General features: G+C 46.9%; 21 protein-coding genes. 14 read left to right on the top strand and 7 right to left on the bottom strand.

Annotated features, from left to right (window positions below):
* The first annotated feature begins 12 nt into the window (after window positions 1-12).
* Both UXZ23_RS04825 and UXZ23_RS04830 read left to right on the top strand, forming a co-directional pair.
* Window positions 13-1,122 carry a hypothetical protein gene (locus tag UXZ23_RS04825; RefSeq protein ID WP_320819505.1) on the top strand — a complete coding sequence of 370 codons (1,110 nt, stop codon included), beginning with the start codon at window positions 13-15 and terminating at the stop codon, window positions 1,120-1,122.
* 151 nt (window positions 1,123-1,273) lie between these two features.
* On the top strand, window positions 1,274-2,104 hold the full coding sequence (locus UXZ23_RS04830) for a metal-dependent hydrolase (protein WP_320819506.1): 831 nt from the start codon (window positions 1,274-1,276) through the stop codon (window positions 2,102-2,104).
* Window positions 2,105-2,552: 448 nt separating this feature from the next.
* Here UXZ23_RS04830 and gyrB read toward each other — a convergent pair whose 3' ends face one another.
* From gyrB to dnaA, 4 genes are all read right to left on the bottom strand, one after another.
* Entirely contained in the window at window positions 2,553-4,976 is a 2,424-nt protein-coding gene (gyrB, locus tag UXZ23_RS04835) for a DNA topoisomerase (ATP-hydrolyzing) subunit B (RefSeq protein WP_320819507.1), read from the bottom strand.
* A gap of 93 nt (window positions 4,977-5,069) precedes the next feature.
* Window positions 5,070-6,152: a DNA replication/repair protein RecF gene (gene recF, locus UXZ23_RS04840; RefSeq protein WP_320819508.1), complete on the bottom strand. Its 1,083-nt coding sequence runs from the start codon at window positions 6,150-6,152 to the stop codon at window positions 5,070-5,072.
* 14 nt (window positions 6,153-6,166) lie between these two features.
* Window positions 6,167-7,267, bottom strand: a complete 1,101-nt coding sequence (dnaN, locus tag UXZ23_RS04845) for a DNA polymerase III subunit beta (protein ID WP_320819509.1) — start codon at window positions 7,265-7,267, stop codon at window positions 6,167-6,169.
* 16 nt (window positions 7,268-7,283) lie between these two features.
* Entirely contained in the window at window positions 7,284-8,873 is a 1,590-nt protein-coding gene (dnaA, locus tag UXZ23_RS04850) for a chromosomal replication initiator protein DnaA (protein WP_320819510.1), read from the bottom strand.
* 491 nt (window positions 8,874-9,364) lie between these two features.
* Here dnaA and rpmH point away from each other — a divergent pair, with 491 nt between their 5' ends.
* The 7 genes from rpmH (at window position 9,365) to UXZ23_RS04885 (ending at window position 15,623) form a co-directional block, all read left to right on the top strand.
* Window positions 9,365-9,499, top strand: coding sequence for a 50S ribosomal protein L34 (gene rpmH / locus UXZ23_RS04855; RefSeq protein ID WP_015488814.1), 135 nt, complete (start codon window positions 9,365-9,367; stop codon window positions 9,497-9,499).
* A gap of 31 nt (window positions 9,500-9,530) precedes the next feature.
* The gene (gene rnpA, locus UXZ23_RS04860; RefSeq protein ID WP_015488813.1) at window positions 9,531-9,932 is read left to right on the top strand and encodes a ribonuclease P protein component; all 402 of its coding nucleotides are present in this window, start codon (window positions 9,531-9,533) and stop codon (window positions 9,930-9,932) included.
* Window positions 9,880-10,176: a membrane protein insertion efficiency factor YidD gene (yidD, locus tag UXZ23_RS04865; protein ID WP_075272566.1), complete on the top strand. Its 297-nt coding sequence runs from the start codon at window positions 9,880-9,882 to the stop codon at window positions 10,174-10,176. Before rnpA ends, yidD begins: the two co-directional genes overlap by 53 nt.
* 2 nt (window positions 10,177-10,178) lie before the next feature.
* Window positions 10,179-11,843, top strand: a complete 1,665-nt coding sequence (gene yidC, locus UXZ23_RS04870) for a membrane protein insertase YidC (RefSeq protein WP_320819511.1) — start codon at window positions 10,179-10,181, stop codon at window positions 11,841-11,843.
* Window positions 11,844-11,954: 111 nt separating this feature from the next.
* Window positions 11,955-13,349, top strand: coding sequence for a tRNA uridine-5-carboxymethylaminomethyl(34) synthesis GTPase MnmE (mnmE, locus tag UXZ23_RS04875; RefSeq protein ID WP_320819512.1), 1,395 nt, complete (start codon window positions 11,955-11,957; stop codon window positions 13,347-13,349).
* A 134-nt stretch (window positions 13,350-13,483) separates the two neighbouring features.
* Complete coding sequence (locus UXZ23_RS04880) at window positions 13,484-13,711, top strand: helix-turn-helix transcriptional regulator (RefSeq protein WP_320819513.1); 228 nt, start codon at window positions 13,484-13,486, stop codon at window positions 13,709-13,711.
* Window positions 13,704-15,623: a DUF2075 domain-containing protein gene (locus tag UXZ23_RS04885; RefSeq protein ID WP_320819514.1), complete on the top strand. Its 1,920-nt coding sequence runs from the start codon at window positions 13,704-13,706 to the stop codon at window positions 15,621-15,623. Before UXZ23_RS04880 ends, UXZ23_RS04885 begins: the two co-directional genes overlap by 8 nt.
* A 237-nt stretch (window positions 15,624-15,860) precedes the next feature.
* On the opposite strand, the gene UXZ23_RS04890 is transcribed toward UXZ23_RS04885, so the two are convergent.
* Together UXZ23_RS04890 and UXZ23_RS04895 are read right to left on the bottom strand one after the other, a co-directional pair.
* Window positions 15,861-16,703 carry a metal-dependent hydrolase gene (locus UXZ23_RS04890; RefSeq protein WP_320819515.1) on the bottom strand — a complete coding sequence of 281 codons (843 nt, stop codon included), beginning with the start codon at window positions 16,701-16,703 and terminating at the stop codon, window positions 15,861-15,863.
* Between the two features lie 167 nt (window positions 16,704-16,870).
* Entirely contained in the window at window positions 16,871-17,419 is a 549-nt protein-coding gene (locus UXZ23_RS04895) for a TetR/AcrR family transcriptional regulator (RefSeq protein WP_320819516.1), read from the bottom strand.
* Window positions 17,420-17,644: 225 nt separating this feature from the next.
* Between UXZ23_RS04895 and UXZ23_RS04900 the strand changes: the two genes are divergently transcribed.
* The 5 genes from UXZ23_RS04900 to UXZ23_RS04920 all read left to right on the top strand — a co-directional run bounded on the left by UXZ23_RS04900 (window position 17,645) and on the right by UXZ23_RS04920 (window position 22,981).
* Window positions 17,645-18,490, top strand: coding sequence for a hypothetical protein (locus UXZ23_RS04900; protein WP_320819517.1), 846 nt, complete (start codon window positions 17,645-17,647; stop codon window positions 18,488-18,490).
* A gap of 320 nt (window positions 18,491-18,810) precedes the next feature.
* Window positions 18,811-20,709, top strand: a complete 1,899-nt coding sequence (gene mnmG, locus UXZ23_RS04905) for a tRNA uridine-5-carboxymethylaminomethyl(34) synthesis enzyme MnmG (protein ID WP_320819518.1) — start codon at window positions 18,811-18,813, stop codon at window positions 20,707-20,709.
* Window positions 20,710-20,934: 225 nt separating this feature from the next.
* The gene (locus tag UXZ23_RS04910; RefSeq protein ID WP_320819519.1) at window positions 20,935-22,317 is read left to right on the top strand and encodes a type II toxin-antitoxin system HipA family toxin; all 1,383 of its coding nucleotides are present in this window, start codon (window positions 20,935-20,937) and stop codon (window positions 22,315-22,317) included.
* A complete protein-coding gene (locus UXZ23_RS04915) occupies window positions 22,314-22,607 on the top strand; it encodes a helix-turn-helix domain-containing protein (protein ID WP_320819520.1) in 294 nt (97 codons plus the stop codon). Before UXZ23_RS04910 ends, UXZ23_RS04915 begins: the two co-directional genes overlap by 4 nt.
* A 140-nt stretch (window positions 22,608-22,747) precedes the next feature.
* Window positions 22,748-22,981 carry a hypothetical protein gene (locus tag UXZ23_RS04920; protein WP_320819521.1) on the top strand — a complete coding sequence of 78 codons (234 nt, stop codon included), beginning with the start codon at window positions 22,748-22,750 and terminating at the stop codon, window positions 22,979-22,981.
* Between the two features lie 19 nt (window positions 22,982-23,000).
* Here the strand turns inward: UXZ23_RS04920 and UXZ23_RS04925 are convergent, their stop codons facing one another.
* Window positions 23,001-23,882, bottom strand: a complete 882-nt coding sequence (locus tag UXZ23_RS04925; RefSeq protein ID WP_320819522.1) for a LysR family transcriptional regulator — start codon at window positions 23,880-23,882, stop codon at window positions 23,001-23,003.
* Between the last annotated feature and the right edge of the window lie 54 nt (window positions 23,883-23,936).

The raw sequence follows: 23,936 nt of genomic DNA on the forward strand, positions 1-23,936 counted from the left end.
AAAGAGGGACTTATGAAATATTCAAAACCAAAAGCACCTAGCGTATTGGCTGGTATTAATCCGGTTAAACCATTATTAATCGCCATGCTGGGCGCAAGCCCTATCGTAGCGATGGCATCACCAGCCGTGAGCGGCGGCATATGGTTTAACTATGCCTACGAAACCGACTCTGATCGCGACGAAGAAAGCTTAGGCACCTTAGGTGATGAAGCGGTCATCTTATATTTTGACGACCAGCGTGAAGGATCACCAATATCCCTATCCGCTGAAGTACGTTATGGGCCGGGGTCGTTTACCCGTTCTAGCAGCAACTCAACAAGCGATAACTTCGGCCTACACAAAGCCTGGATTGGTTATCAGCTCAACGAAGAAAGCAGCTTAAAACTTGGTAAAAGCCAAGTACCTTTCGGTTGGAAGAACTCTAACTTTTGGCCTGGGGATGCCCTCATGGGTGGCTATGGCGACCAGATGGATGTAGGTATCAAATACACCGCCATGCGCGATGGTTTGAACTACAACTTAGCCTACTATCATGCCGATGACTGGGGTAAAACCAGCACAGATACCATGGATGACAACGGCCACTGGGGCTCATCTACCACCTATCGCAAAGTGCAAACCCTCGTTGCCGATGCCGCCTTCAACGTCAGCTCAGGGCAACAAGTCGGCGCCTCGGTGCAAGCCGGTAAACTGCAAGACCTGACCGGTGTCGATGTCACCAATCCAGTGGATGGCAATCACTCCGCATTGGCGGTTTATTACAAGGGCGATTTCGATAAGCTCAGCGTTAAAGGGCAGTATACGGTTACTAAGCGCTCACTACCGAACGACTACGCCGCAGCCATTAGTCTTGATGAAGTTAAAAATGACCGCGCCGCGCTAGAGCTATCGTGGACCCAAGGTAACTACTTTTTTTACCTAGATGCCAACTGGGCAATGCCGAATACCGACGGCAATAATGCCGATACCGTGGCCGCCTATTTACCGGGCGTGAGCTACAACTACGGCCCTGGTTGGGTCTATCTCGAATACCTCACCCAAGACGGTGGTATAGATGCCAACGGCATGGTCACAGAAGGTGATTACGAAGCGATTTACGCAACCATTGATTACTACTTCTAAGCGCTGCGCTAAGCAACATTCAGGCAGCTTCGGCTGCCTTTATTATATGGCTACTGTTATTAAGGCTGGCCTCCACAGACCTTGAGTTAGCCCGCCGTTGTCGGTTACAACTATCTGATGTATTCACTCATCTTCTAGTAGGAGCGCTGCCATGGCGACTATCGCCGAATCGGCACATCAAAATATTGAAGTGCGTAAAATGGACTTCGCTTTCGATGCCATCGACAAAATGGATTGGTATCGTAACAACCCCTTTATGACAGCGTTCATGACGGTGCTATCGGGTACCTTTCCATCGGGCGAGCAAATGTTCATTGAATCGGTTAGAGCCTTCAAAGATAAGGTGACCGATCCCCAATTGCTGCAAGATATCCAAGACTTCACTCGCCAAGAAGCGCACCACACCAATCAGCACAAGCTCGCCAACCTAAAGCTACAATCCTTGGGCTGGAATGCACTAGCCATTGAGAAGCGAGTTGAACGAGCCATCGGGTTTCTAAACAGCAAACGCTCAGCTAGAGAGCGCTTAGCGGCAACAGTATGCCTTGAACATATTACTGCCATCGTAGCGGAGTATGTGCTCACTTACCCCGAACAGCTCGACGACATGCATCCAGCGGTGAAAAACCTACTGATCTGGCACGCCATTGAAGAGATAGAACATAAAGCCGTAGCGTTTGACGTATACATGAGCACCGGCGGTAGCCGTAAGATGCTAACGCGGGTTATGCGCACCGTAGCCATCTTCTTTCCTATGCTCAGCTTCGCTCGTACTTTCTATTTATTGTTTAACGCCCGCCGCATGCCGAGCTGGGCACATATAAAAGATGCCTATGCGGCGCTGTTCAGCGAAACCGGTTTATTTACCTGTATCAAAGGCCCGTTTAAAGACTTCTACTGCGAAGACTTCCATCCTAACGACCACGACAACCGAGCGCTGGTTGAAAAGTGGAAGACCGAAATTGAGGCTTATAAGGCCTAAATGAGCCGAATAACGCATTTAATCGGCTCATCTGGTGAGCCGATTAATGGGTAACAATTGATTTAATTATCGCTGCCTAGTCGAACGAACCGACACCAAAGGCGTGAAATACAAAAGATAAATAGTGGCCAATATAGTTATTGAAGAAACACCAGCCACACTAATCTCGCTCGCTATTAAAATAATTAAATAATAAGGGAATATTAGAAGCCCAATATACCAGGGCACGATAATCATAAATGGAAGTCCATTTCCATGCCGATAATGTAGCTTGCAATAAGGGCAGCATGCGCGCTCTAACGAAATAATCCCTAGACGATTTCGCATACTTTTATGGCATCTAACACATTTATTGAAGGTGATTTCCATATACCTTTCCTTGGATATTCCTAAGCAAAAAGCCCCGATTAACGTGAATTAATCGGGGCTTTTTATTCACCAACTCAGATTAGAAATCTAAGTTCGCTACGTTCAACGCATTCGCTTCAATAAAGGCACGACGCGGTTCTACTTCGTCACCCATAAGCGTGGTAAACATCTTATCGGCACCTACGGCGTCGTCGATGGTTACTTGCAGCATGCGGCGTGTTTCTGGGTCCATGGTGGTTTCCCATAGCTGGCTTGGGTTCATTTCGCCCAGTCCTTTATAACGCTGGATGTTGAAGCCTTTTTTCGCTTCAGACAGTAACCATTGCACGGCATCCCAGAAATCGACGATTGGGTGAACACGTTCGCCACGTTGGATGTAGGCAGTGCTATCCAAGGTGTCGCGCAGCATTTCACTCATAGTCGCGAGTTTGTTGTAACCGCTACCGCCGAAGAAGTCTTTATCCAGCAGGTATTCACGCGCCATACCGTGGGTAATGACTTTAATTTCGACGTTGTAGTTATTGCGTTCGCTGTCTTTTAGTACGGCCACTTCGAAGTGGCTACCGCTGCGACCAGCGTCTGGGAGGACAGCTGAGAGCTTTTCGGTCCAATCCTTAACCATCGCCTCACTTTCAAGGTCGGCAGGGCTTAGGCGCGGAAGAGTGACCATCTGGTGCAGCACTTCGCCTGGCACTAGGTTCGACATACGCTTGACGGTTTCTTGCGCGGCACGATACTGAGCAACGATTTCAGCAAAGGCGATATCGGTAATCGCTGGCGCTTCGGCACTTGGGTGCAGCGCTGCTTTTTCCAATGCGATATGAGTTAGGTAGCTCTCCATCGCTTCTTCGTCTTTGATGTACTGCTCTTGCTTGCCGCGTTTGATTTTGTACAACGGCGGCTGAGCAATGTAGATGTGCCCGCGTTCGATGATCTCTGGCATTTGACGGAAGAAGAAGGTCAACAGCAGCGTACGAATGTGCGCACCGTCGACGTCGGCATCGGTCATGATGATGATGCGGTGATAACGCAGTTTGTCAGGGTTAAATTCTTCGCGGCCAATGCCACAACCCAATGCGGTAATCAGGGTGCCTACTTCAGCGGATGAAATCATCTTGTCGAAGCGTGCTTTTTCAACGTTAAGGATCTTACCTTTTAACGGTAGGATCGCTTGGTTCCGGCGGTCACGGCCCTGCTTCGCAGAACCGCCCGCAGAGTCCCCTTCCACTAGGTACACTTCAGATAGGGCTGGGTCTTTCTCTTGGCAATCGGCGAGTTTACCCGGCAAACCAGCGATATCGAGAGCGCCTTTTCGGCGAGTCATTTCGCGAGCTTTACGGGCTGCTTCACGCGCGCGTGCTGCATCGACCATTTTGCCAACCAATTCTTTGGCTTGTTGCGGGAATTCAAGCAAGTATTCTGAGAACAAACGCCCCATTTCTTGCTCTACCGCTGGCTTCACTTCACTGGAGACCAGTTTGTCTTTGGTTTGCGAGCTGAACTTAGGATCAGGTACTTTTACCGAGATAATTGCGGTCAAACCTTCACGAGCGTCATCACCCGTGGTCGCCACTTTGTGTTTCTTGGCTAGGCCTTCTTTCTCGATGTAGGTATTCAAAGTACGCGTAAGTGCGGCACGGAAACCAGCCAAGTGGCTGCCACCGTCGCGCTGCGGAATGTTGTTGGTATAGCAGTAGATGTTTTCTTGGAAGCCATCGTTCCACTGCATCGCCACTTCTACGCCAATGCCATCGTTGGCTTCGTCGCGCTGAACGTTGAAGTGAAACACGTCGTTCACAACGGTTTTGCCTTCGTTCAGGTAGTTAACAAAGGTCGCCAAACCACCTTGGAATTCGAACAAGTCTTCGCGGTCGCTGCGCTCATCTTTCAGGTGAATACGCACACCTGAGTTCAAGAATGACAATTCGCGCAGACGCTTAGCTAGGTAGTCGTAGCTGAATTCAGTTTTAGTGAAGGTCAGCTTGGACGGCAGAAAGGTCACCATGGTGCCTTTCGTTGTACTAACACCGACTTCTTTCAGTGGGTAATCAGGCACGCCGTGCGTATATTCTTGCTCGTATAACTTACCGCCACGACGAATGGTCAGCTTTAGCTTTTCAGACAGTGCGTTTACAACTGAAACACCCACACCGTGCAGACCGCCGGATACTTTGTAGGAGTTATCATCGAACTTACCGCCCGCGTGCAGTACGGTTAAGATAACTTCTGCAGCCGACACGCCTTCTTCTTCGTGCAGCTCAGTAGGAATACCACGGCCGTTATCGGATACCGATACTGAGTTATCCGGATGAATCACAACATCAACGGAATCACAGTGACCAGCCAAGGCTTCATCAATGGAGTTATCCACGACCTCGAACACCATGTGATGCAGGCCTGTGCCATCGTCTGTATCGCCAATGTACATCCCTGGTCTTTTACGTACGGCATCCAACCCTTTTAGGACTTTAATACTCGACGAGTCGTAAATCTGCTCACTCATTCGTGGTGTTCCTCATAATTAATTCGGTGCTCTAGCGTCTATCGTATTGCGCTAGATATCTGCCCGCTTGCGCGTGTTCCTACAAAATGAGCTTTACGCTTCTTCTGTTAAACGTCCGTGTTCCACGTGGAACACTTTACTGGCAACGGGCTGCCATACATCGGTCAGCTTGTCTTTATCGATGCTGGTAATAAAGACCTGACATTTTAAATCTTCTAGCAGTTTGCATAAAGCAAAACGGTGCTTTTCATCCAATTCTGACGCGAGATCATCCACCAGGTAGATGGTGCGTCGATCACTCTCTTGTTGAAACAATGAACCTTGAGCAATCTTAAGAGCCGCCACCACTGTTTTTTGCTGTCCGCGCGATAAGATCTCGGCGGCTGGTTGCTTGTCGCACTTAATGCGCAGCTCCGCTCTGTGTGGCCCTGACTGAGTGTACCCTAAAGCGAGATCTCGTTCTTGCTGACGTGCTAGTACATCGCCCAGTTCCGAATCTTTGTCCCATCCCGGAAAATACGCCAAGGTGACATCTACATCAGGATCAAGAGCGGTGAGAATACGCTCAAATTCGGGTTTAAAACGCTTAAGGTAGTCTCTTCTATGTTTGTCGATGGTAAGGGCGCTCTCAACAAATCCAGCGTTCCAAACGTTCAACCATTCGCTCTCTTTTTGCTTGAGAACGGCATTGCGTTGTTTCAGCTGTTTGCGGAAGGTCTTCCATTGATCCATGAAGCCGTGTTCCCCGTGGAACACTCCCCAATCAATAAACTGTCGGCGCTCTTCTGGAGAGCCAGCCAGTAACTTGAATGTATTTGGCTCTATGATCTGAACCGGTAACCAATGTGCCGCTTCGGCCTGAGACGTGAGAACAGAACCATTTTGCTTCAACAAATGATCCCCTCCCTTTAAGCGCAAACTATCTAGCTCGCACTCGCCGCGATGCAGGTCTTCAACACTCATGCGCAATTCCATGCGATCAGCATCGTGACTCATAACATGTTTAAGCTGAGAGGTACGAAATGACTTACCAGCGGCCATAACAGCAATGGCTTCGAGTATGCTCGTCTTGCCAGAACCGTTCTCGCCATAAATGAAATTAACCCCGCTATGCGGGGTTATGGTCAGCGGCTGTAAGTTTCGCACGCCGCTGATTTGAAGTTGCCGAATAGGCATATCAGGAAGTAATACTACAGACGCATCGGCATAACCACATACATGGCATCGCCGCCTTCTGGCTCTTCTAAAAGTGCGCTGCTATTGGCATCGGACAAGGTCAGCTTAACTTGCTGAGTATCCAGTACGCCCATAACGTCTTGTAAGTAAGATACGTTGAAGCCCATTTCTAAGGCGTCGCCTTTGTATTCTACGGCTACCGATTCTTCTGCTTCTTCTTGCTCTGGGTTGTTAGCAAAAACCTGCAAAACATCCGTTGCTAGCACTAAACGCACACCACGGTATTTTTCGTTAGAAAGAATCGCAGTACGGTTAAATACTTGGCGCAATTCCAAACGATCAGCCAACATAACGTTGTTGCCGCCTTTAGGAATAACACGACCATAATCTGGGAACTTGCCGTCCACCAACTTAGAGGTGAAGGTGAAATTCTCGGTATGGGTACGCAAGTGGTTAGTGCTTAACGAAACGCTAACAGTGGCTTCTGGATCCGTCAGCAACTTAGCCAACTCCAGCACGCCTTTGCGTGGCAGAATAATTTGCTGGGCGACTTCTGGGCCGCTAACCGCAACATGGCATGTGGCTAGACGGTGACCATCGGTTGCAACTGCGCGCAAACCGTTAGCACTCACTTCTATCAACATGCCATTTAAGTAGTAGCGAACATCTTGCTGTGCCATGGCAAAGCTGGTGCGGTCGATAATACGACGCAGGCTGCCTTGAGCCAGAGTAAACGACTGTTCGCCAGCTATGTTGTCGACATTTGGAAATTCAGTTGCAGGCAAAGTAGACAGCGTAAAACGCGAACGACCAGAGCGTACGTTAACGCGCTGGTCATCTTGTTCCACTTCAATCTGTGCGCCATCTGGCAACGAACGACAAATATCCATCAGCTTTTTAGCAGGCACTGTAATTGCGCCTTCTTGGCCGACTTCATCAAGCGTCACTCGTCCGACCAGTTCAACTTCAAGATCTGTACCCGTCAAAGACAGTTGCTGACCTTCTACTTCCAGCAGTACGTTAGACAGTACTGGTAGCGTCTGACGTTTTTCCACAACGCCTGCCACCAATTGCAAAGGCCGCAGAAGGGCTTCCCTAGAGATAACGAATTTCATGATTCTCCACTCAGATCTAGGTTGTCAGTGATCGCAGTAAGTTCTTATAGTCTTCCCGAACGTCTGCACTGGTTTCCTGTAATTCTTTAATTTTACGGCACGCGTGTAACACTGTGGTGTGATCTCGCCCGCCAAACAGCTCGCCAATTTCTGGCAAGCTGTGGTTGGTAAGTTCTTTACTCAGTGCCATCGCTACTTGTCTAGGACGAGCGATAGAACGGGTGCGGCGCTTAGATAATAAATCAGACATCTTGATTTTGTAATACTCAGCAACCGTTCGCTGGATATTTTCAACGCTGACCTGTTTGTCTTGTAAAGCGAGCAAATCTTTTAACGATTCTTTAATAAACGGCAGCGTAATTTCACTTCCGGTGAAGTGCGAATTCGCAACCACACGTTTTAACGCGCCCTCCAGTTCCCGTACGTTGGAACGGATCTTCTGGGCAATAAAGAATGCCGCATCGTCGGGCAGATTAACACCAGTTTGTTCTGCCTTTTTCATCAAAATGGCCACTCGTGTTTCCAGCTCTGGCGGTTCAACAGCAACTGTTAAGCCCCAACCGAAACGTGACTTTAAGCGTTCTTCTAATCCATTGATCTCTTTAGGGTAGCGATCGCAGGTTAAAATCATTTGCTGTCCACCCTCTAACAAAGCGTTAAAGGTATGGAAAAACTCTTCTTGCGAACGTTCTTTGCCCGCAAAAAATTGAATATCGTCGATTAATAAAGCATCTAAACCACGATAAAAACGCTTAAATTCGTTAATCGCATTTAGCTGTAATGCTTTTACCATGTCTTGCACAAAGCGTTCTGAATGCACATAAAGTACTTTTGCATTCGGATTTTTACTTTGTAGATGATTACCTACCGCATGCATTAAGTGGGTTTTACCTAAACCAACACCACCATATATAAATAGAGGGTTGTAAGAACCACCGGCATTCTCAGCAATCTGTTTGGCTGCGGCATGGGCTAACTGGTTTGATTTACCTTCAACAAACGTTTTAAAGGTAAATGTCGAATTCAAGAAACTCTGATGCTGAATACCACCTTCAACCTGCACATTACGTTTCGGTTTATTAGAAACCGGAGCCGACGGCATAGGATCAGTATTAAAAGAAGCCTGACCAGGCAAAATGAGATTAGAAGAAGACTGACGTCCAAACTCATTGTTGTTGCTAACAGAAGGTGATTCTTTTAACGGTGAAGATGCAATCGGTGAAAAAGTGCTAGTTGGTTCTTCAGCTTCTACTCGAGGCGCGGCAAAAGCAAAACCTTCAACCGATGACGCCGCAGGCCGTGGTTCTGGTCTTGGCGCAGCCTGAGGACTAAACATAGGGCGTGACTCACCCGCAGTCACATCGACATGAGTGATACGACCGCCGTTAAGTTCGGATAAGATTTCTTGAATACGCTGCAGATACTTGTCTTTAACCCAATCTTTGACAAAGCGGTTAGGGGCGCTCAGAACTAACTGACCGTTTTCCGTACTCGCGATCAAAGGTCTGATCCATGTGTTGTATTGCTGCGCAGGCAACTCATGCTGTAAATGCCCAAGGCAGTCTTGCCACAAACCCGTCACGGTTACCCCTGTTACTAGCGTCATCAAAGATTTCAATCGAGCCAGCCATTCTACCCAAGAGGCGACGGGTTATCCACAGCTATTACCGCTATTATTAAGAAAGAAATGGCCCTGTGGATAACAGACCTGACAACTGGGGGACGAACTTGGGTACAGAATCGTGAGAATTTCTAACAAGAATTCACCTTGTGCATAAACTAGCATTCTGTACACCGCTTTTACCCAGCTCGTACATACGTTAAACGCACGTAGTACCGAACTTATCATTGCTGTATCTTATTGATTTATATAGGAAATTATCGGTTATTCACAGAAAAGTAGCTCTATAAGAATAATAAATACAAACTATCTCCTCTTTCTTTAAACATCATTTCATACATATTCTTTAGTAAACAAAATTCAAAATTACGGTCAGCAAAATTGAATAGAAATTAGCCATTGCTATTACCCTTTGATTTTCATACAATTGCCGCCCTTAAAAATTAGACCCTTTTCACTTAACGGGTGACAGTGTTATGAAACGTACTTTCCAACCAAGCGTATTAAAACGTAAGCGTACTCACGGTTTTCGTGCTCGTATGGCTACTAAAAACGGCCGATTAGTTTTGGCTCGTCGTCGTGCAAAAGGCCGTCATAGCCTGACAGCATAATTGTTCGTTGAATCCCATCGAACGTCTGTGCATGCCGGATTTAGCATTTCGCCGTCAATCGCGATTGTTAAAACCTGCTGAGTTTAAGCGAGTCTTCGACAACACAGCGTTGCGTGGGAGTACGGCTGACCTCTTGGTGTTAGCCGCTCCTAATGAGCAAGATCAGCCACGAATCGGATTCGTGCTGGCGAAAAAACAGATTAAGCGAGCTGTAGACCGTAATCGTGTCAAACGGCTTATCCGCGAGTCATTTCGTGCTCACCAGCACGATATTGCGGCGCTTGATCTGGTTATTCTTGCCCGATCTGGTATTACCGGACTGGACAACCAGCAAATTCGTGAGATGATCGACGCCCTCTGGTTCAGACTGAAGCAACCTCATGGCCGACAAGCAAACGGAAACCGCAACAAGCGGCGTCAAACCGGGCGCTAAGGTCTTGCTGTCTTTGATAGCTGTCTATCGCTACGCCATCAGTCCTCTTTTCCCCAGCCGTTGTCGCTATTATCCTACGTGTTCTTCTTACGCTGCCGAAGCAATTCAGCGGTATGGAGCGCTTCGTGGTGGTATGCTTGCCGCGAAACGGATAGGTCGGTGTCATCCATGGGGTTCCCATGGTGTTGATCCCGTCCCCGATTTACCCACCCATTCACCTACTTGTTGTCAACGGAAACCCTGATCATGGATATCCGCAGATTGGCCATATTTATTGGCCTGGCCGTTAGTACTTACTTTCTGATTTATACCTGGAATCAGGATTATGGACAGAAGAACCTGAATAACGCGCCGATTGCTAGCGCAGAAGTTACCCAAGCATCGGATGCTCCACAAACCACGGACGTTAATGAAACACCCGTTGTAGGTACAGGCGATCAACCGATTGTTGATGCACCCGTAACAGATGTTTCTGTATCAGCTGAACCAACCGGTGAGCTGATTACGGTTACTACCGATGTTCTGCAAGTCAAAATTGATCCACGCGGTGGTGAAGTAGCCGAGGTTTTATTACCGGCTTACCCACTTTCGATTGATCAACAAGACGTACCCTTCGTATTGCTAGAAAAAAACCAGCGTCGCACTTATGTTGCGCAGAGCGGTTTAGTCGGCAAAGACGGTATTGATAAGGCAGGTCCTGCGTTATATAGCGCTGCTCAAACTACCTATACTCTGTCTGACGATCAGCAAACGGTTACCGTTGTTCTAACTCACGTTAGTGACAAAGCTAAGATTGAGAAGATCTATACTTTCCGCCGTGGTGATTATCTATTGGATATGAACTACCGCATCACCAACACTTCCAACAGCGAATGGCAGGGTGCGTTTTATGCCCAACTAAAGCGTGATGGCTCGGAAGATCCGTCAACAGCGTCTGGCATGGGTATGAAAGCGTATCTAGGTGCGGCATTAACGACTAAAGAAGATCGCTACAAAAAAGTAAGCTTTGGTGATTTGGAAGATGATTCTTATAAATCGGTAGAAGAAGGTGGTTGGGCAGCAATGCTTCAGCACTATTTCTTATCAGCTTGGGTGCCATCGCAAGAAACTCAACACACCTACAATGGCCGTTTTGTTAAAGGTAACTATGTATTTGGTTTCTATGATGCGCCATTTACTGTAGCGGCTGGTGATACTGCCAATGTTGGTGCTCAGTTGTATGTCGGTCCTAAAGACCAAGAGCGCTTAGAGACCATAGCTCCGAACCTAAATTTAACCGTTGATTACGGTATTTTGTGGTTTATCGCTCAGCCTTTGTTCTGGTTGCTTGAGTTTATTCATGGCTTCGTCGGCAACTGGGGTGTGGCTATTATCTTGCTGACCGTGGTCATTAAAGCGGCCTTCTTTAAGCTGTCAGCGACTAGCTATCGTTCAATGGCGAATATGCGCAAAGTTGCTCCTAAGATGGCCGAAATCAAAGAAAAATTCGGCGATAACCGCGAGAAGCTTGGTCAGGAAATGATGAAGCTTTATAAAGAGGAGAAGATCAATCCACTGGGTGGCTGCTTACCTATTTTGGTACAGATGCCAGTGTTCATCTCTTTGTATTGGGTATTGATGGAATCCGTTGAACTGCGTCAAGCGCCGTTCTTCTTATGGATTCGTGATATGTCAGTGATGGATCCGTATTTCATCCTGCCGTTGATCATGGGTGCTTCTATGTTTATTCAAATGAAGCTTAACCCAACGCCGCCAGATCCGATGCAAGCGCGTGTTATGCAATTTATGCCGGTGATTTTCACAGTGTTCTTCCTCTGGTTCCCTGCTGGTCTAGTACTGTACTGGGTTGTGAACAACGTGCTGTCGATTGCTCAGCAGTATGTGATTACTAAACAGATAGAAAATTCGTAAGCACTGAGTGCTGATGAGAAAATGAGAGGGCGCTTCGGCGCCCTTTTTTATGGCTGTTCGTCGGGCTCATGTACAATGCCGTTTTACGACTTCTGTTTTTAAGGTACCGATATGACCAATGCCGTTCACCAAGATACCATTGCTGCAGTGGCTACGGCTCCCGGTCGTGGTGGCGTCGGTATTATTCGTGTATCAGGCGACAAGGCGCAGGCGGTGGCACTAGCAGTGCTCGGACATCTACCGAAACCGCGCTACGCCCATTACGGGCCGTTTAAAGCGCAAGATGGCAGCGTACTCGACGAAGGCATCGCCCTCTTCTTTCCGAATCCCAATTCCTTTACTGGTGAAGACGTATTAGAGCTGCAAGGCCACGGTGGCCCAGTGGTATTGGATATTTTATTGAAAGAAGTGATAGCCCAAGGTTGTCGCTTGGCGCGTCCAGGCGAATTCTCCGAGCGCGCCGTCTTAAACGACAAAATGGCCTTAGCCCCAGCTGAAGCCCTTGCTGATTTGATCGACTCTGCATCAGAACAAGCAGCACGCTGCGCATTACGCTCACTGCAAGGCGAGTTCTCCCGCCGAGTGCATAGCCTGCTCGATCAACTGATTCAATTGCGCATCTACGTTGAAGCCGCTATCGACTTTCCGGAAGAAGAAATCGACTTCCTTAACGACGGCAAGGTCAGTGCCATGCTGGCCGAAGTCGAAGCCGAGCTGGCCGCCGTTATGCGCGAAGCTAACCAAGGTGCGATTTTACGCGAAGGCATGAACGTGGTGATTGCTGGACGCCCTAACGCGGGTAAGTCTTCACTATTGAACGCCTTGGCTGGCCAAGAGCGCGCCATCGTTACCGACATAGCCGGCACAACCCGCGACGTACTGAAAGAACACATCCACATCGACGGCATGCCGCTGCACATTATCGACACCGCTGGCTTGCGAGATGCGCCCGATGAAGTCGAAAAAATTGGGATTCAGCGCGCTTGGGACGAAATTAGCAAAGCCGATCGCGTGCTTTTGATGGTGGATAGCACCACAACAGAGACAGATCCGGAGAAATTACTGCACGCTTTATACGACGAAAGAGGTTTAAAAGAGCAAGCAGACGATTTTTTGCAGTCAAAACGCATAACCGTGATTCGCAACAAAGCAGACTTATCCACAGAGGTAATCGGTTTAGATATACATAAGCGCTACCCCACCATCACCTTATCGGCTAAACAAAACGCCGGTGTTGATGTATTGCGCGAACATCTAAAAGACATCATGGGCTATAACGCCGCCAACGAAGGTGGCTTCCTCGCTCGCCGCCGTCATATCGACGCACTGAACCGCGCCAACGACGCCGTCGCCTTTGGTCGCCAGCAATTGGATGGTATGGGCGCAGGCGAACTGCTGGCCGAAGACCTACGGATGGCGCAACAAGCATTGAACGAAATTACCGGCGCGTTTACTGCAGATGATTTGCTTGGGGAGATCTTTGGGTCGTTTTGTATTGGGAAGTAGTGGAATAGTTTTAGCTAGTTACTAAATCCTCTTTCTCCGGATTCTTAGCAATTTTCATGTGTGACTCATAGTCCGTAGACTTATAGTCAACTAAACAGTGAAGTTCAAGTTCGACATTATTTGTGGAACTAAGAATGGAACAGCGGTTATTAGAGCAATTTGGGGCTCGGGTTAGAGATGCGCGTTTAGCAAAGGCGTTAAGTCAAGAGCAACTCGGAAGCTTAGCAGATCTCGATCGTACCTACGTTAGTGGTGTGGAGAGAGGTAAGAGAAACGTCTCTCTAGTTAATATCGCGAAATTAGCCAAAGCATTAGATCTACAAATGTCGCTGCTACTCGATTTTGAGGTGGCAGATGACTAGAGCTTATTATTTTTCTGGTGTCAGTACTTTTATTCAAGAGTCTGATGATTCTATTATCGGTAAAATTACGCAAAAACATTCTCAAGATATTGTCAACCAACAAACCTTTGCTTGGACTGAGCAGATCAGAGTTCTTAAACAGCAATTAGTTAATTTTTCTGATGCTTACGTCGCCTTTGAAGTGTTGATTCCACGAATGGGACGAAGAGCAGATGTTGTTGTTTTGTATAAAGGAATAATTTTTGTTCTTGAATTTAAAGTAGGCTCAAGTCTCTTTAATTCTTCTGATCAGGAGCAAACTTATAGTTACTGTTTGGATTTTCAAAGTTTTCATGAAGGTAGTGATAACAAGCTTATTGTTCCAATATTGGTAGCAACCCGGGCAACAGAAATATATGAAAAAGAACTACATTCCGATCGAAATATAGCATCTATTCAAAAAACTAATGGCAGTTCGATAGCAATTATTCTTAAGGATTTTACGGAAAAATATCCTAATTATTCTTCAATTGATTTTAATATATGGATTAATTCAGCCTATAAACCTACGCCTACTATTATCGAAGCTGCTCGGGCGCTTTATGCAAATCACAATGTGGCCGATATAATGCGCCACGATGCTACAGCAAAAAACCTGACAGAAACGACAACAGCAATTAAGGATGTTATCTCGCAATGTCATAGAGATAAAAAGAAAGCAATTTGTTTTATAACAGGCGTTCCAGGTGCTGGAAAAACCTTGGTGGGGTTGAATGTCGCGACTCAGCCTACAACCGACAAGTTGGAATCTGCAGTATATCTATCAGGCAATGGACCCTTGGTTAACGTGTTGAGAGAAGCCTTGATTCAAGATCGGGTAGTTCGAGGTGAGCGACGAGTAACAGTGACTCCTGAAGTCAAAGCTAGTATTCAGAATGTCCATCATTTTAGAGACCAGTATTCCTTAGTCGAAACTGTACCTCATGAGCATGTGGTAATTTTTGATGAGGCTCAACGCGCATGGACGGAAGAGCACCTTGTCAGGAATAAGCCGGAGTATTCAGGTCTGGGATCTGAGCCAGATCTTCTACTAAGTAGTATGGATAGGCATGGAGACTGGTGTGTCGTTGTGGCGCTAGTTGGTACAGGTCAGGAAATTAATACTGGCGAGGCTGGAATTTCTTCATGGACTGATTCAATCAAGACTAATTTTCAGGAGTGGGATGTTTATTATTCAAACGTTCTAGATAAAAATTATTTTAGTACTGAAAATCCTCGATATCATCAAAAGTCAGGTTTTCATTTACCTAGCTCACAGCGATCCTATAGAGCATCCAATCTATCTAATTTCATAGATGCAATTTTGAAAGGGGACGCTCAGCTTGCTAAAGAAGATTACAGAAAAGTTTCTGATAAATACCCTATCCGAATTACTCGATCTTTAGTAGATGCAAAAAATTGGATAAAAAAACAATGCCGTGGATTAGAAAGAATGGGAGTGCTGTCTAGTTCTTCTGCTAGACGACTGCGAGCGGAAGGTATATTTAATAGTAAAGAAACAGATGAAGCTCATTGGTTTTTAAAGCCGAGCCAAGATGTTCGAAGCTCGAACATGTTAGAGGAAGCAATGAGTGAGTTTAAAGTGCAGGGCTTGGAACTCGATTGGTCTTTGATTGGTTGGGATGCCGATTTTCGATACGTTGATGGAAGTTTTGAGCACTATAAATTTTCAGGAACAAAGTGGCAAAATCGAGGGACTAATGATTCGAAGAGGTATCTTGAAAATACCTACCGTGTACTTTTAACAAGAGCGCGTCAAGGTTTCATAATATATATTCCTATTGGTGATAAAGAGGATATGACTCGTTTGCCTGAATACTATGATTCGACGTATGATTTTTTTAAAGATTGCGGTATAGAAGAGTTAAGGTAGTTAATAAAAACTAGCTTAGCGTGATTTTATAATAGCCCTATTTATTACAGTAAATATTTTCTTATATGAGTTTCCTCTGTAACAAGTCCATCTAACGGGATTGATTGGAGTTTGTAATGATCGGAGATAAGCGAGATTAAGCTGTCGCGTGATTGCTAGGACGATGTTGAGAGACGGCGAAAAAAGATACGTAGCCGCTTTTCAGCGGCTTTATTTTTAGTGACGATTCGTAGAATTTTAAACCACTTTATAATTCTCGTGCCCTGCTTGCCATTTACCAAGCTCTTCACGATTGTCATGATCCCATGGATGAAAATCGCGACGATAGTAGTCTTTATAATCATTCCAAACGCTACGGATCAAGCCCGGTTTTTTCCAATAAAAACTAAAGCCTGATTTCCATACTGATGGGCTAAATAATTTCCCATCTTTCCATAAGAAAATGCATTGCACGATGGTCGCACGCAGTAAAAACATCCAAGTGACGTTGAACATAGCGAATACGCGCATAAAGTATTTACCGCCGGTAGCTTCATACGCATCAAAACATACGGCTTTGTGTTCAGTTTCTTCAATTGCGTGCCACGTCCACATTTCTTTAAAACGTGGGTCCATGCCTTCAGTTGCTTCTGGATTGGTAAGCACTTGGTGGGCAAGAATAGCGGTAAAGTGTTCTACCGCGCAGGTAATAGCCAAGCGTCGGCGTGCGGGCATCCACTTTTTCATCCACACTTTTTCTTTGCGCTCGAAGGCTTCTACTTTTGTAGCGGGATATCCCAAGCTATCCAGATACTTACTGAACTGATGATGTTCGTGGCCATGGATAGCTTCTTGTTTAATAAAGCTTTTTATCTGTTCTTGCAGGCGCGGATCGGTAATTAAATGCTGATGATCGCGCACGGCGTCGATGAACATGCGCTCGCCTTCAAGAAATAGGCACGACAAAGCATTCATAAAATGAGTTTTGAAGGGGTCGTTATCATTCCAATAACGCGGAAGATCTTTAAATTCAAAGCCAAAGTCCATTTTACGACCTGGAAAAGTAACTTCAGCGCTGATTTCTCTTGCTGACTTTTTCATAACCTTGCCTACTTCTTATAAGTGTTTAAACAACGATAGAACCGGTAGGTTAAATGTGACAGGTTAACTAAGGACAAAGTGTGGCTTGAAATCACAATATGAGTATCTGGCGGGTGCTTACAGGCCTATACGCGTGAGGAATAGGCCTGATTTGACTCCGTAACAGCTTACAAACTGGATAAGGTGCAGATCCAATCTTTGGTGGCCTGCAAATGTCTTGGCTCGCTATGAAGGCGATCAAATAGTAATGAGCCTTCAAGGCTGCTGACTAAAACACGCGCGAGCTGTTCTCGCGGGATAGGTAATAAGCGTGCATTGGCGAGAGTATCTGTCACCCATTCTTCTAAACGACTTAAAAAGTGATCCACGGCCTCTAAACTGGCGGGACTAAGCTCATGCTGTGAAGCGGCATAAGCCAAACTCATGCATTGCAGTTGATGGGTGTGGCTGTCTTCAAAAATGCTGAACAGGGCAAGTAAACGCTGGCGCGGCTTCGTCATGCCTTCGGTCATAAGATCTAGGCGATCAAAAAAGTCGGTATCGTAATCTTGCAGCAGTTCTGTCAGTAGCTTATCGCGGCTTTGAAAGTGGTAGTGCACTGAGCTGGATTTAATACCCGCGGCCTTTCCAAGTTCACGAAAGCTTGCTGCGGCTAAATTAGCATGGCGTATTTGATCGGTAGCGAGTGCTTTTAGGTGCGTTCGAGTTTCAGACATAACGATTCCTCCCTGTGAGGACTTATCTAAGTCTACCAAGCGTTAGAAGTGCAATGACTTAGTGCTAATTAGTGCAAAACGTCTGAAATGGCAGACTGCTTTTTGCGTCACTGACCTAAGTTGGTCTGATTTTTCACATAAGTGTCATGACTAAAGCCAACGAAAAGCCTGCCGTTAACTAAGCTATAGGTTCATTCGTTTTTATGTTTTGTTGGGAGCTCCACTGTGCGAAGTTTATTTTTAGGGTTAATGGCAGCCTTGTTGGTTGGATGCATCGCCGAAGAAGCGCCGAAGGACATCGTTAACGAGCAAGGTGAGGTTGTGGATGATCCTACCTTGCTGCTCAATGGTTTATGGGATGGTCAATTTGATCAAGCAGGAACGCTTAGAGTATTGATTTATAACGGAAATCTGTTTGCGTTTGATGAAGCAACGGGCTATTACGGTACGGTCGATCTCGATAATAAAACCAATCTCGCGGATATCACGCTTGAGGGTTATGACTTTATAGATGCAGATACCAGTGCAGAACAGTACGTTGCCGGTGGTTTAGCCGACGACTATTTATTAAGCGGCTTGTTGTTTAGTAGCAGCGCTGAAAATGACACTTTAGTAGGAGATTACGAAACATCCGCGGTTGGCGGCAGCTTCTCGTTAACCAACGATGGTACTTGGGAGGATAATTCCGCGCTCAACGCGATTGATGGGCAGTGGTTATCCACAGGCTATGAGCTTTATCTAACCGCGCTTTCGGATCGCGTTACGTTTAAAGGCATTAGCACCGATGCCTCCGGCTGCACATTTAACGGGGCTATTCGACTTTTAGATAAGAACCAAACCTTGTATCAGGTTGAAATGACAGAGCGTAAAAATTGTACTGAATTCAACGTGGTCAACGCCCCGGGCTACGCAGCCGTGAATGTCGATGGTGACTTAGAGTTTTTTATTCGCAAGAGTGATGAGCTGCTGTTCATGAGCTTCACCCCAGCGGCGACGGATACACCGACAGATACGACAACCGACACGACGACGGATACCACCACCGATACAACGACAGACACGGCCATTTAGCTGTGGGTAAGTCTGTTGATTAGTAGGGAAAAACCTAAGATTAAGGTGTGATTAGCGCTCGAATAACTTTTCAGAAGGTTAGCTAAGAAATACTTATCCACATTAGTGAACAGGTTTATCAACAGCCCTAACGCCTTGAAATTTCAGGGTTTCAGTTTGATTACTAACATTGTGGATAACTAGTATTCACATGTCTCATTACCTCAATTGATAGTGTTAATAATTCTTCTGGTTAAAAACTGTTCAAACGCTATGGGGTTTTTCTACAGCGCTGTTATAATACGCGCCCTTTTCTGCACGAACGAATATTGAGGTGGCTTGTGGATTATCCCGTTCGCTATGACGTCATTGTGATTGGTGGTGGTCATGCTGGTACTGAGGCTGCATTAGCAGCGGCTCGCACCGGTTGTAAGACCCTATTGCTCACGCACAACACCGATACGGTCGGTGTGATGTCCTGTAACCCAGCGATTGGTGGTATCGGCAAAAGCCATTTGGTGAAAGAGATCGATGCGCTTGGCGGCGCAATGGCGCGGGCAACTGACTTGGCCGGTATTCAATTCCGTATTTTGAATAGCCGTAAAGGCCCTGCTGTGCGCGCTACTCGTGCCCAAGCCGACCGTGCTTTGTATCGTTCTGCGATCCGCAATATTGTTGAAAACCAGCCTAACCTCGATATTTTCCAAGCCGCTTGCGACGATCTGATTGTGCAAGGCGATGGCGTGGGCAGCACGGTTTGCGGTGTCGTCACCAATACCAATATGCGCATTCACGCGACCAGCGTGGTGTTAACCGCCGGTACGTTCTTGGGCGGACTTATCCACATCGGTATGGAAAACCACAGCGGTGGCCGTGCGGGAGATCCCCCATCGAATGCCTTATCCAAGCGTTTGCGCGAAATGCCTTTTAACGTTGGCCGCTTAAAAACCGGAACGCCTGCACGTATTGACCGTCGCAGCGTCGATTTTTCCGTGATGCTTGAGCAGCCGGGCGATACGCCGCTGCCTGTGATGTCGTTTATGGGCTCGGTCTCTCAGCACCCAGAGCAAGTTAGCTGTTATGTCACGCACACCAACGAGCGTACTCACGAGATTATTCGCAATAACCTCGATCGCTCGCCTATGTATGCTGGGGTAATTGAAGGTATTGGCCCGCGTTATTGCCCGTCGATTGAAGATAAAGTCACGCGCTTTGCCGATAAAACCAGTCATCAAATTTTTGTTGAGCCAGAAGGCTTAAACAGCAACGAGCTGTACCCGAATGGCATCTCAACCAGCTTGCCGTTTGATGTGCAGTTGGATCTTATTCACAGCATGGTCGGCTTCGAGAACGCGCACATTACGCGCCCCGGTTATGCCATCGAATACGATTACTTTGATCCGCAAGATTTGAAGCACAGCCTAGAAACCAAGTTTGTGAATAACTTGTTCTTTGCTGGCCAGATCAACGGTACAACAGGCTATGAAGAAGCTGGCGCGCAAGGCCTTTTGGCGGGTATAAACGCCGCCATGCGTGCGCTAGAAAAAGACGCTTGGGTACCGCGCCGCGATCAATCCTATATTGGTGTGTTGGTCGACGATCTAATCACTATGGGCACTAAAGAACCGTATCGCATGTTCACTAGCCGTGCGGAATACCGTTTGGTATTGCGTGAAGACAACGCTGATTTGCGCTTAACCGAAGTGGGCCGCGATTTAGGCTTAGTCGATGACGAACGCTGGGCGGCATTTACGTCTAAGCGCGAAGCCATTGAGCAAGAAGTGACGCGTCTTAAAACCACTTGGTTGCAACCGAATACCCCAGAAGCCGCAACGCTACTAGAGATGGGTGAAGCCGCAATTAACCACGAATACAGCTTGCACGAATTGCTTAAACGCCCGGGTTTGGACTACGCCAAAGTCGCGCAGTTTAAAGGCGAGCCAGTAGCTGATCCGCAAGTGGCCGAGCAGGTTGAAATTCAAGCCAAGTACGATGGTTACATCGCACGTCAGCTAGAAGAAATCGAACAATCGCGTCGCTATGAAAGCACTAAATTGCCGATTGATTTGGATTACGATGCCATCGGCGGTTTATCGAACGAAGTGAAGCAAAAACTGCGTACTTTACAGCCAGAAACACTGGGCGTTGCTTCACGTTTATCGGGTATTACACCAGCGGCGATTAGCCAGATTTTGATCCACCTGAAAAAACGAAATATGGCGACCAAGATGAGTGCTTAATCGTTTTTGCCGCTAGATAGGCACAAACAACACCCAGCGGGCTTGATGCGAATCAAGCCCGTTTTTTTATTCCTAGCTTATGTGCTCTTGTATTAAGAATGCTGTTACTAAAAGTGCAATAAATTACACTGAAATTCAATATTTTGAGGATTTAGTGCTTTTTATTGCACTTATTTCGACTTGAGAGTAATAATAGTGCATTAAAATGCATTATCGAGTGAGCCGATGGAAACCTTAACACTTCAGACTTATCTCGATGGCCAGTGGCAGGATGCCTGTGAACTTTCGTTCTACGAGCCTGAAAAAGGCCGCCATGGACGTGTGAGGTTGGAATACAGCGCTTCTTACGTGGCAAAAAACCAAAGTCGTTTAGCGGCTCGCGTTAGCATGCGTTACCCCATCGATTTCTTTTCGCATGAATGTGATGTGTGGCCTGCCTTCTTATTCGATGTTATGCCGATGGGCGCAGGTCGACGTTACTGGCTACAGCGAGAAAATCTTACTGATAGCGCTCAGCAGGATCTGCATTTATTGCGGCTGGGATCGCGTTCGCCTATCGGTAATATGCGAGTGAAAGAGAGTTGCTCAGATAGCGATATAATTCCTGTGGGATTTTCGATGGCGGATGTCCTTTCGCGCGATATTCGTTTTCTAGATTACGCCCGTGAAAATGGTGCTGCCGTCGGTGGTGCATCGGGTGCAGGCGGTGACGCGCCTAAGTTTCAGCTTATTCGCGGGCAAGATGGCCTGTTTTATCCTGAAGCATCCCTGTCTGATGGCGATGCATCCGAGTTTTTTCTGGTTAAATTTCCGCGTCAAAGTTCTAGCCAAGGTCGCCCTTTAGCATCGGATATTTTAGTACTAGAAACTGAGGCGGCCTATTATCGAATGGCTAAACGACTTGGGTTAAATGTTGTCGGTCATACTTGTTATTCAACTAATCAAACTGATTCAGAAAAGGTGGATTACTTTGGCGCCAATGAAGAAAAGCGCATCACTACTCCTAGCCTTTGGTTGCCTCGCTTTGACAGGCTGAAAAATTCGGGCGGAATAACTCGTTGTGCCATCGAGTCACTCTACTCGCTGGTTGGTAACTCGGAGCCGGGCGCAACCGTGCCGCATCGCGTTTATTTAAAACAGCTCGCGGATGATTGGCGAGATGCCGGCCAAGAAGATGGCGTCGAAGAAATGGCCATAGAGTATTTACGCCGTGATCTTCTTAACATTGTGTTAGGTAATAGCGATAACCATGGTCGTAATACCTCAATTATTCGCAGGGATGGAGGCTTGGCATTAGCGCCTATTTACGATTTAGCACCGATGGTTTTAGATGATTCTGGCATTACCCGCACCAGTCGTTGGAGTAATGAGAATGAACTGGGGGGTACATATAATTGGCGTGGGATCTGTGCGGAAGCCAGTGCGGCAACCAAAGTTAATAGCGACACTTTATGGGAGGGTCTTTGCGATTTCGCCAAAAAATTGGCCCCATTAAAGCGCCTTGCTGATGAATGTGGCGTTCCAGAAGAAGTGCTTAACAGCAAAGTACACAGCCTAAATTTAGCGGGAACAGAACAGCGTCTTAAAGCATGGGGCTTGTTGCCATGAGCACGCCAGCAGATAAAGACCTAGCGCAAATGTCGCGAGCTGAGTTGTTGGTTTTGGTCGAGCAATCTATCGCGTCGGGCCAGTTAACGTTGGGTGGTGCTACCCGTATTTTACGCAAACATATTGCGCGTTTAAATCAGCATGAATTTGCGGAATTATGTGGCGTATCACGCCGCACTTTGGCAGCCATTGAAATGGACGAAGGCAACCCGACGGTCAATTCTTTAAATCAAGTGTTTAAGTTGTTTGGTTTAGAGCTTGGCCTACAGCGGATTTATCGTAAGGGATGATTTAAGCTCGTTACGCGAGATTTTAATCGTTTTTGCCGCTAGATAGGCACGAACAACACCCAGCGGGCTTGATGCGAATCAAGCCCGTTTTTTTTGTCTGTTGCACAATGGAAGCTAATTCGTTGTGTTAGGGCAATGTCATGAGTGGTGAACAGCAGATTGTGAATAGTCTTCTTCAGCAAATGGATGACGCGGTTGTGGCTGGGGTGAAAACCAACGCGGCTTATGTCGAAGATTTACTTTTCACTGAGTTATTGGCGCGCATGCAGTTACGGCGTTCGAGCGCGGATATTTTGCATCAGGTGAATTATCAGCTGACGTTTACGCAAAAGAACCTAGGTGACGATGAGTTTGTGGTGACGCGCGGCTGTTAATTCCGAGAAAAATCAATTGTTAGCCACTATGCTGCGCGAGTAATTCAGTGACTATTGGCGATATAAATTGGCGCTTAACGGTTACCGCGTAAAAGCTTTCGTACACATTTGGCAGGGTCATAAATTCTTGTAATGTGCCTCGGGCTATTTCATCTTTTACCACCACTGGCGGCAGTACCGTCAATGCGCCAGTGTCTCGTGCCAGCAGACGCAACATTGCCATGTCATCGGCTTCTGCTTGTACATCAGGTTCGTAATTCCAGCGGCTACAGAAGCCATCGAAAGCGGTACGTAATTCCGTTCGCGTGGTCGGTAGTACCCAGCGCTTTCCCGCAAAACCTTCCGGAAAGCTAGTCGTCGGCTTTTGCCCTTTAGGCCCAACCACGGCGAGTGGTTGGCGAGCCAATAATTGGCTTTGCCATAGCGTATCTTGATCATCAGCAGTGACGTTGCTGTTGGTGAGAATCAGATCAAATTGATGATTCGCCAAGCCATTCAATAAATTGGCCATGCCGCGCGCATGCAGACTAAAGCGAACCTTAGGTTGATTGATTAACGGCGCTATAAATCCCTCGATGAAGTTACGCGACATAGTAGATAACACACCAATACGCAGTTGCTGATATTCCGGTTCTACGCCATGGCGCAGTAATGATTCGAGTTCTTCACCGCGGCTAAAAATGTCGTTGGCATAGCCTAGCACTCGCTGGCCTGTGGCCGTCAGAACCAGTCGGCGTCCGCTGCGCTCAAACAATTTCGTCTCCATGCTCTCTTCTAACGCGCGGATTTGTGCCGACAGAGCTGACTGCGACACATGCAGCTGGCGCGCGGCTTCCGTCAGGTTGCCTAGGGTGGCGACGCGCCAGAAGTAATGAAGATGATGATAATTTAGGCGGCTCACTCAATCGTTCTCTAAAAGTGAATGATCTATTAGTTTATATCTATTTTACTTGCA

This window comes from Thalassolituus sp. (genome assembly GCF_034111725.1).
Classification (GTDB): domain Bacteria; phylum Pseudomonadota; class Gammaproteobacteria; order Pseudomonadales; family Oceanobacteraceae; genus Thalassolituus.

Coding starts and splice junctions, on each gene's coding strand:
- gyrB (WP_320819507.1), bottom strand. CDS start 4,976: ATGAGTGAGCAGATTTACGACTCGTCGAGTATTAAAGTCCTAAAAGGG.
- UXZ23_RS04825 (WP_320819505.1), top strand. CDS start 13: ATGAAATATTCAAAACCAAAAGCACCTAGCGTATTGGCTGGTATTAAT.
- rpmH (WP_015488814.1), top strand. CDS start 9,365: ATGAAACGTACTTTCCAACCAAGCGTATTAAAACGTAAGCGTACTCAC.
- mnmE (WP_320819512.1), top strand. CDS start 11,955: ATGACCAATGCCGTTCACCAAGATACCATTGCTGCAGTGGCTACGGCT.
- UXZ23_RS04880 (WP_320819513.1), top strand. CDS start 13,484: ATGGAACAGCGGTTATTAGAGCAATTTGGGGCTCGGGTTAGAGATGCG.
- UXZ23_RS04915 (WP_320819520.1), top strand. CDS start 22,314: ATGAGCACGCCAGCAGATAAAGACCTAGCGCAAATGTCGCGAGCTGAG.
- UXZ23_RS04885 (WP_320819514.1), top strand. CDS start 13,704: ATGACTAGAGCTTATTATTTTTCTGGTGTCAGTACTTTTATTCAAGAG.
- dnaN (WP_320819509.1), bottom strand. CDS start 7,267: ATGAAATTCGTTATCTCTAGGGAAGCCCTTCTGCGGCCTTTGCAATTG.
- UXZ23_RS04895 (WP_320819516.1), bottom strand. CDS start 17,419: ATGTCTGAAACTCGAACGCACCTAAAAGCACTCGCTACCGATCAAATA.
- yidD (WP_075272566.1), top strand. CDS start 9,880: ATGGCCGACAAGCAAACGGAAACCGCAACAAGCGGCGTCAAACCGGGC.
- UXZ23_RS04910 (WP_320819519.1), top strand. CDS start 20,935: ATGGAAACCTTAACACTTCAGACTTATCTCGATGGCCAGTGGCAGGAT.
- UXZ23_RS04830 (WP_320819506.1), top strand. CDS start 1,274: ATGGCGACTATCGCCGAATCGGCACATCAAAATATTGAAGTGCGTAAA.
- dnaA (WP_320819510.1), bottom strand. CDS start 8,873: ATGACGCTAGTAACAGGGGTAACCGTGACGGGTTTGTGGCAAGACTGC.
- rnpA (WP_015488813.1), top strand. CDS start 9,531: ATGCCGGATTTAGCATTTCGCCGTCAATCGCGATTGTTAAAACCTGCT.
- UXZ23_RS04890 (WP_320819515.1), bottom strand. CDS start 16,703: ATGAAAAAGTCAGCAAGAGAAATCAGCGCTGAAGTTACTTTTCCAGGT.
- recF (WP_320819508.1), bottom strand. CDS start 6,152: ATGCCTATTCGGCAACTTCAAATCAGCGGCGTGCGAAACTTACAGCCG.
- yidC (WP_320819511.1), top strand. CDS start 10,179: ATGGATATCCGCAGATTGGCCATATTTATTGGCCTGGCCGTTAGTACT.
- UXZ23_RS04920 (WP_320819521.1), top strand. CDS start 22,748: ATGAGTGGTGAACAGCAGATTGTGAATAGTCTTCTTCAGCAAATGGAT.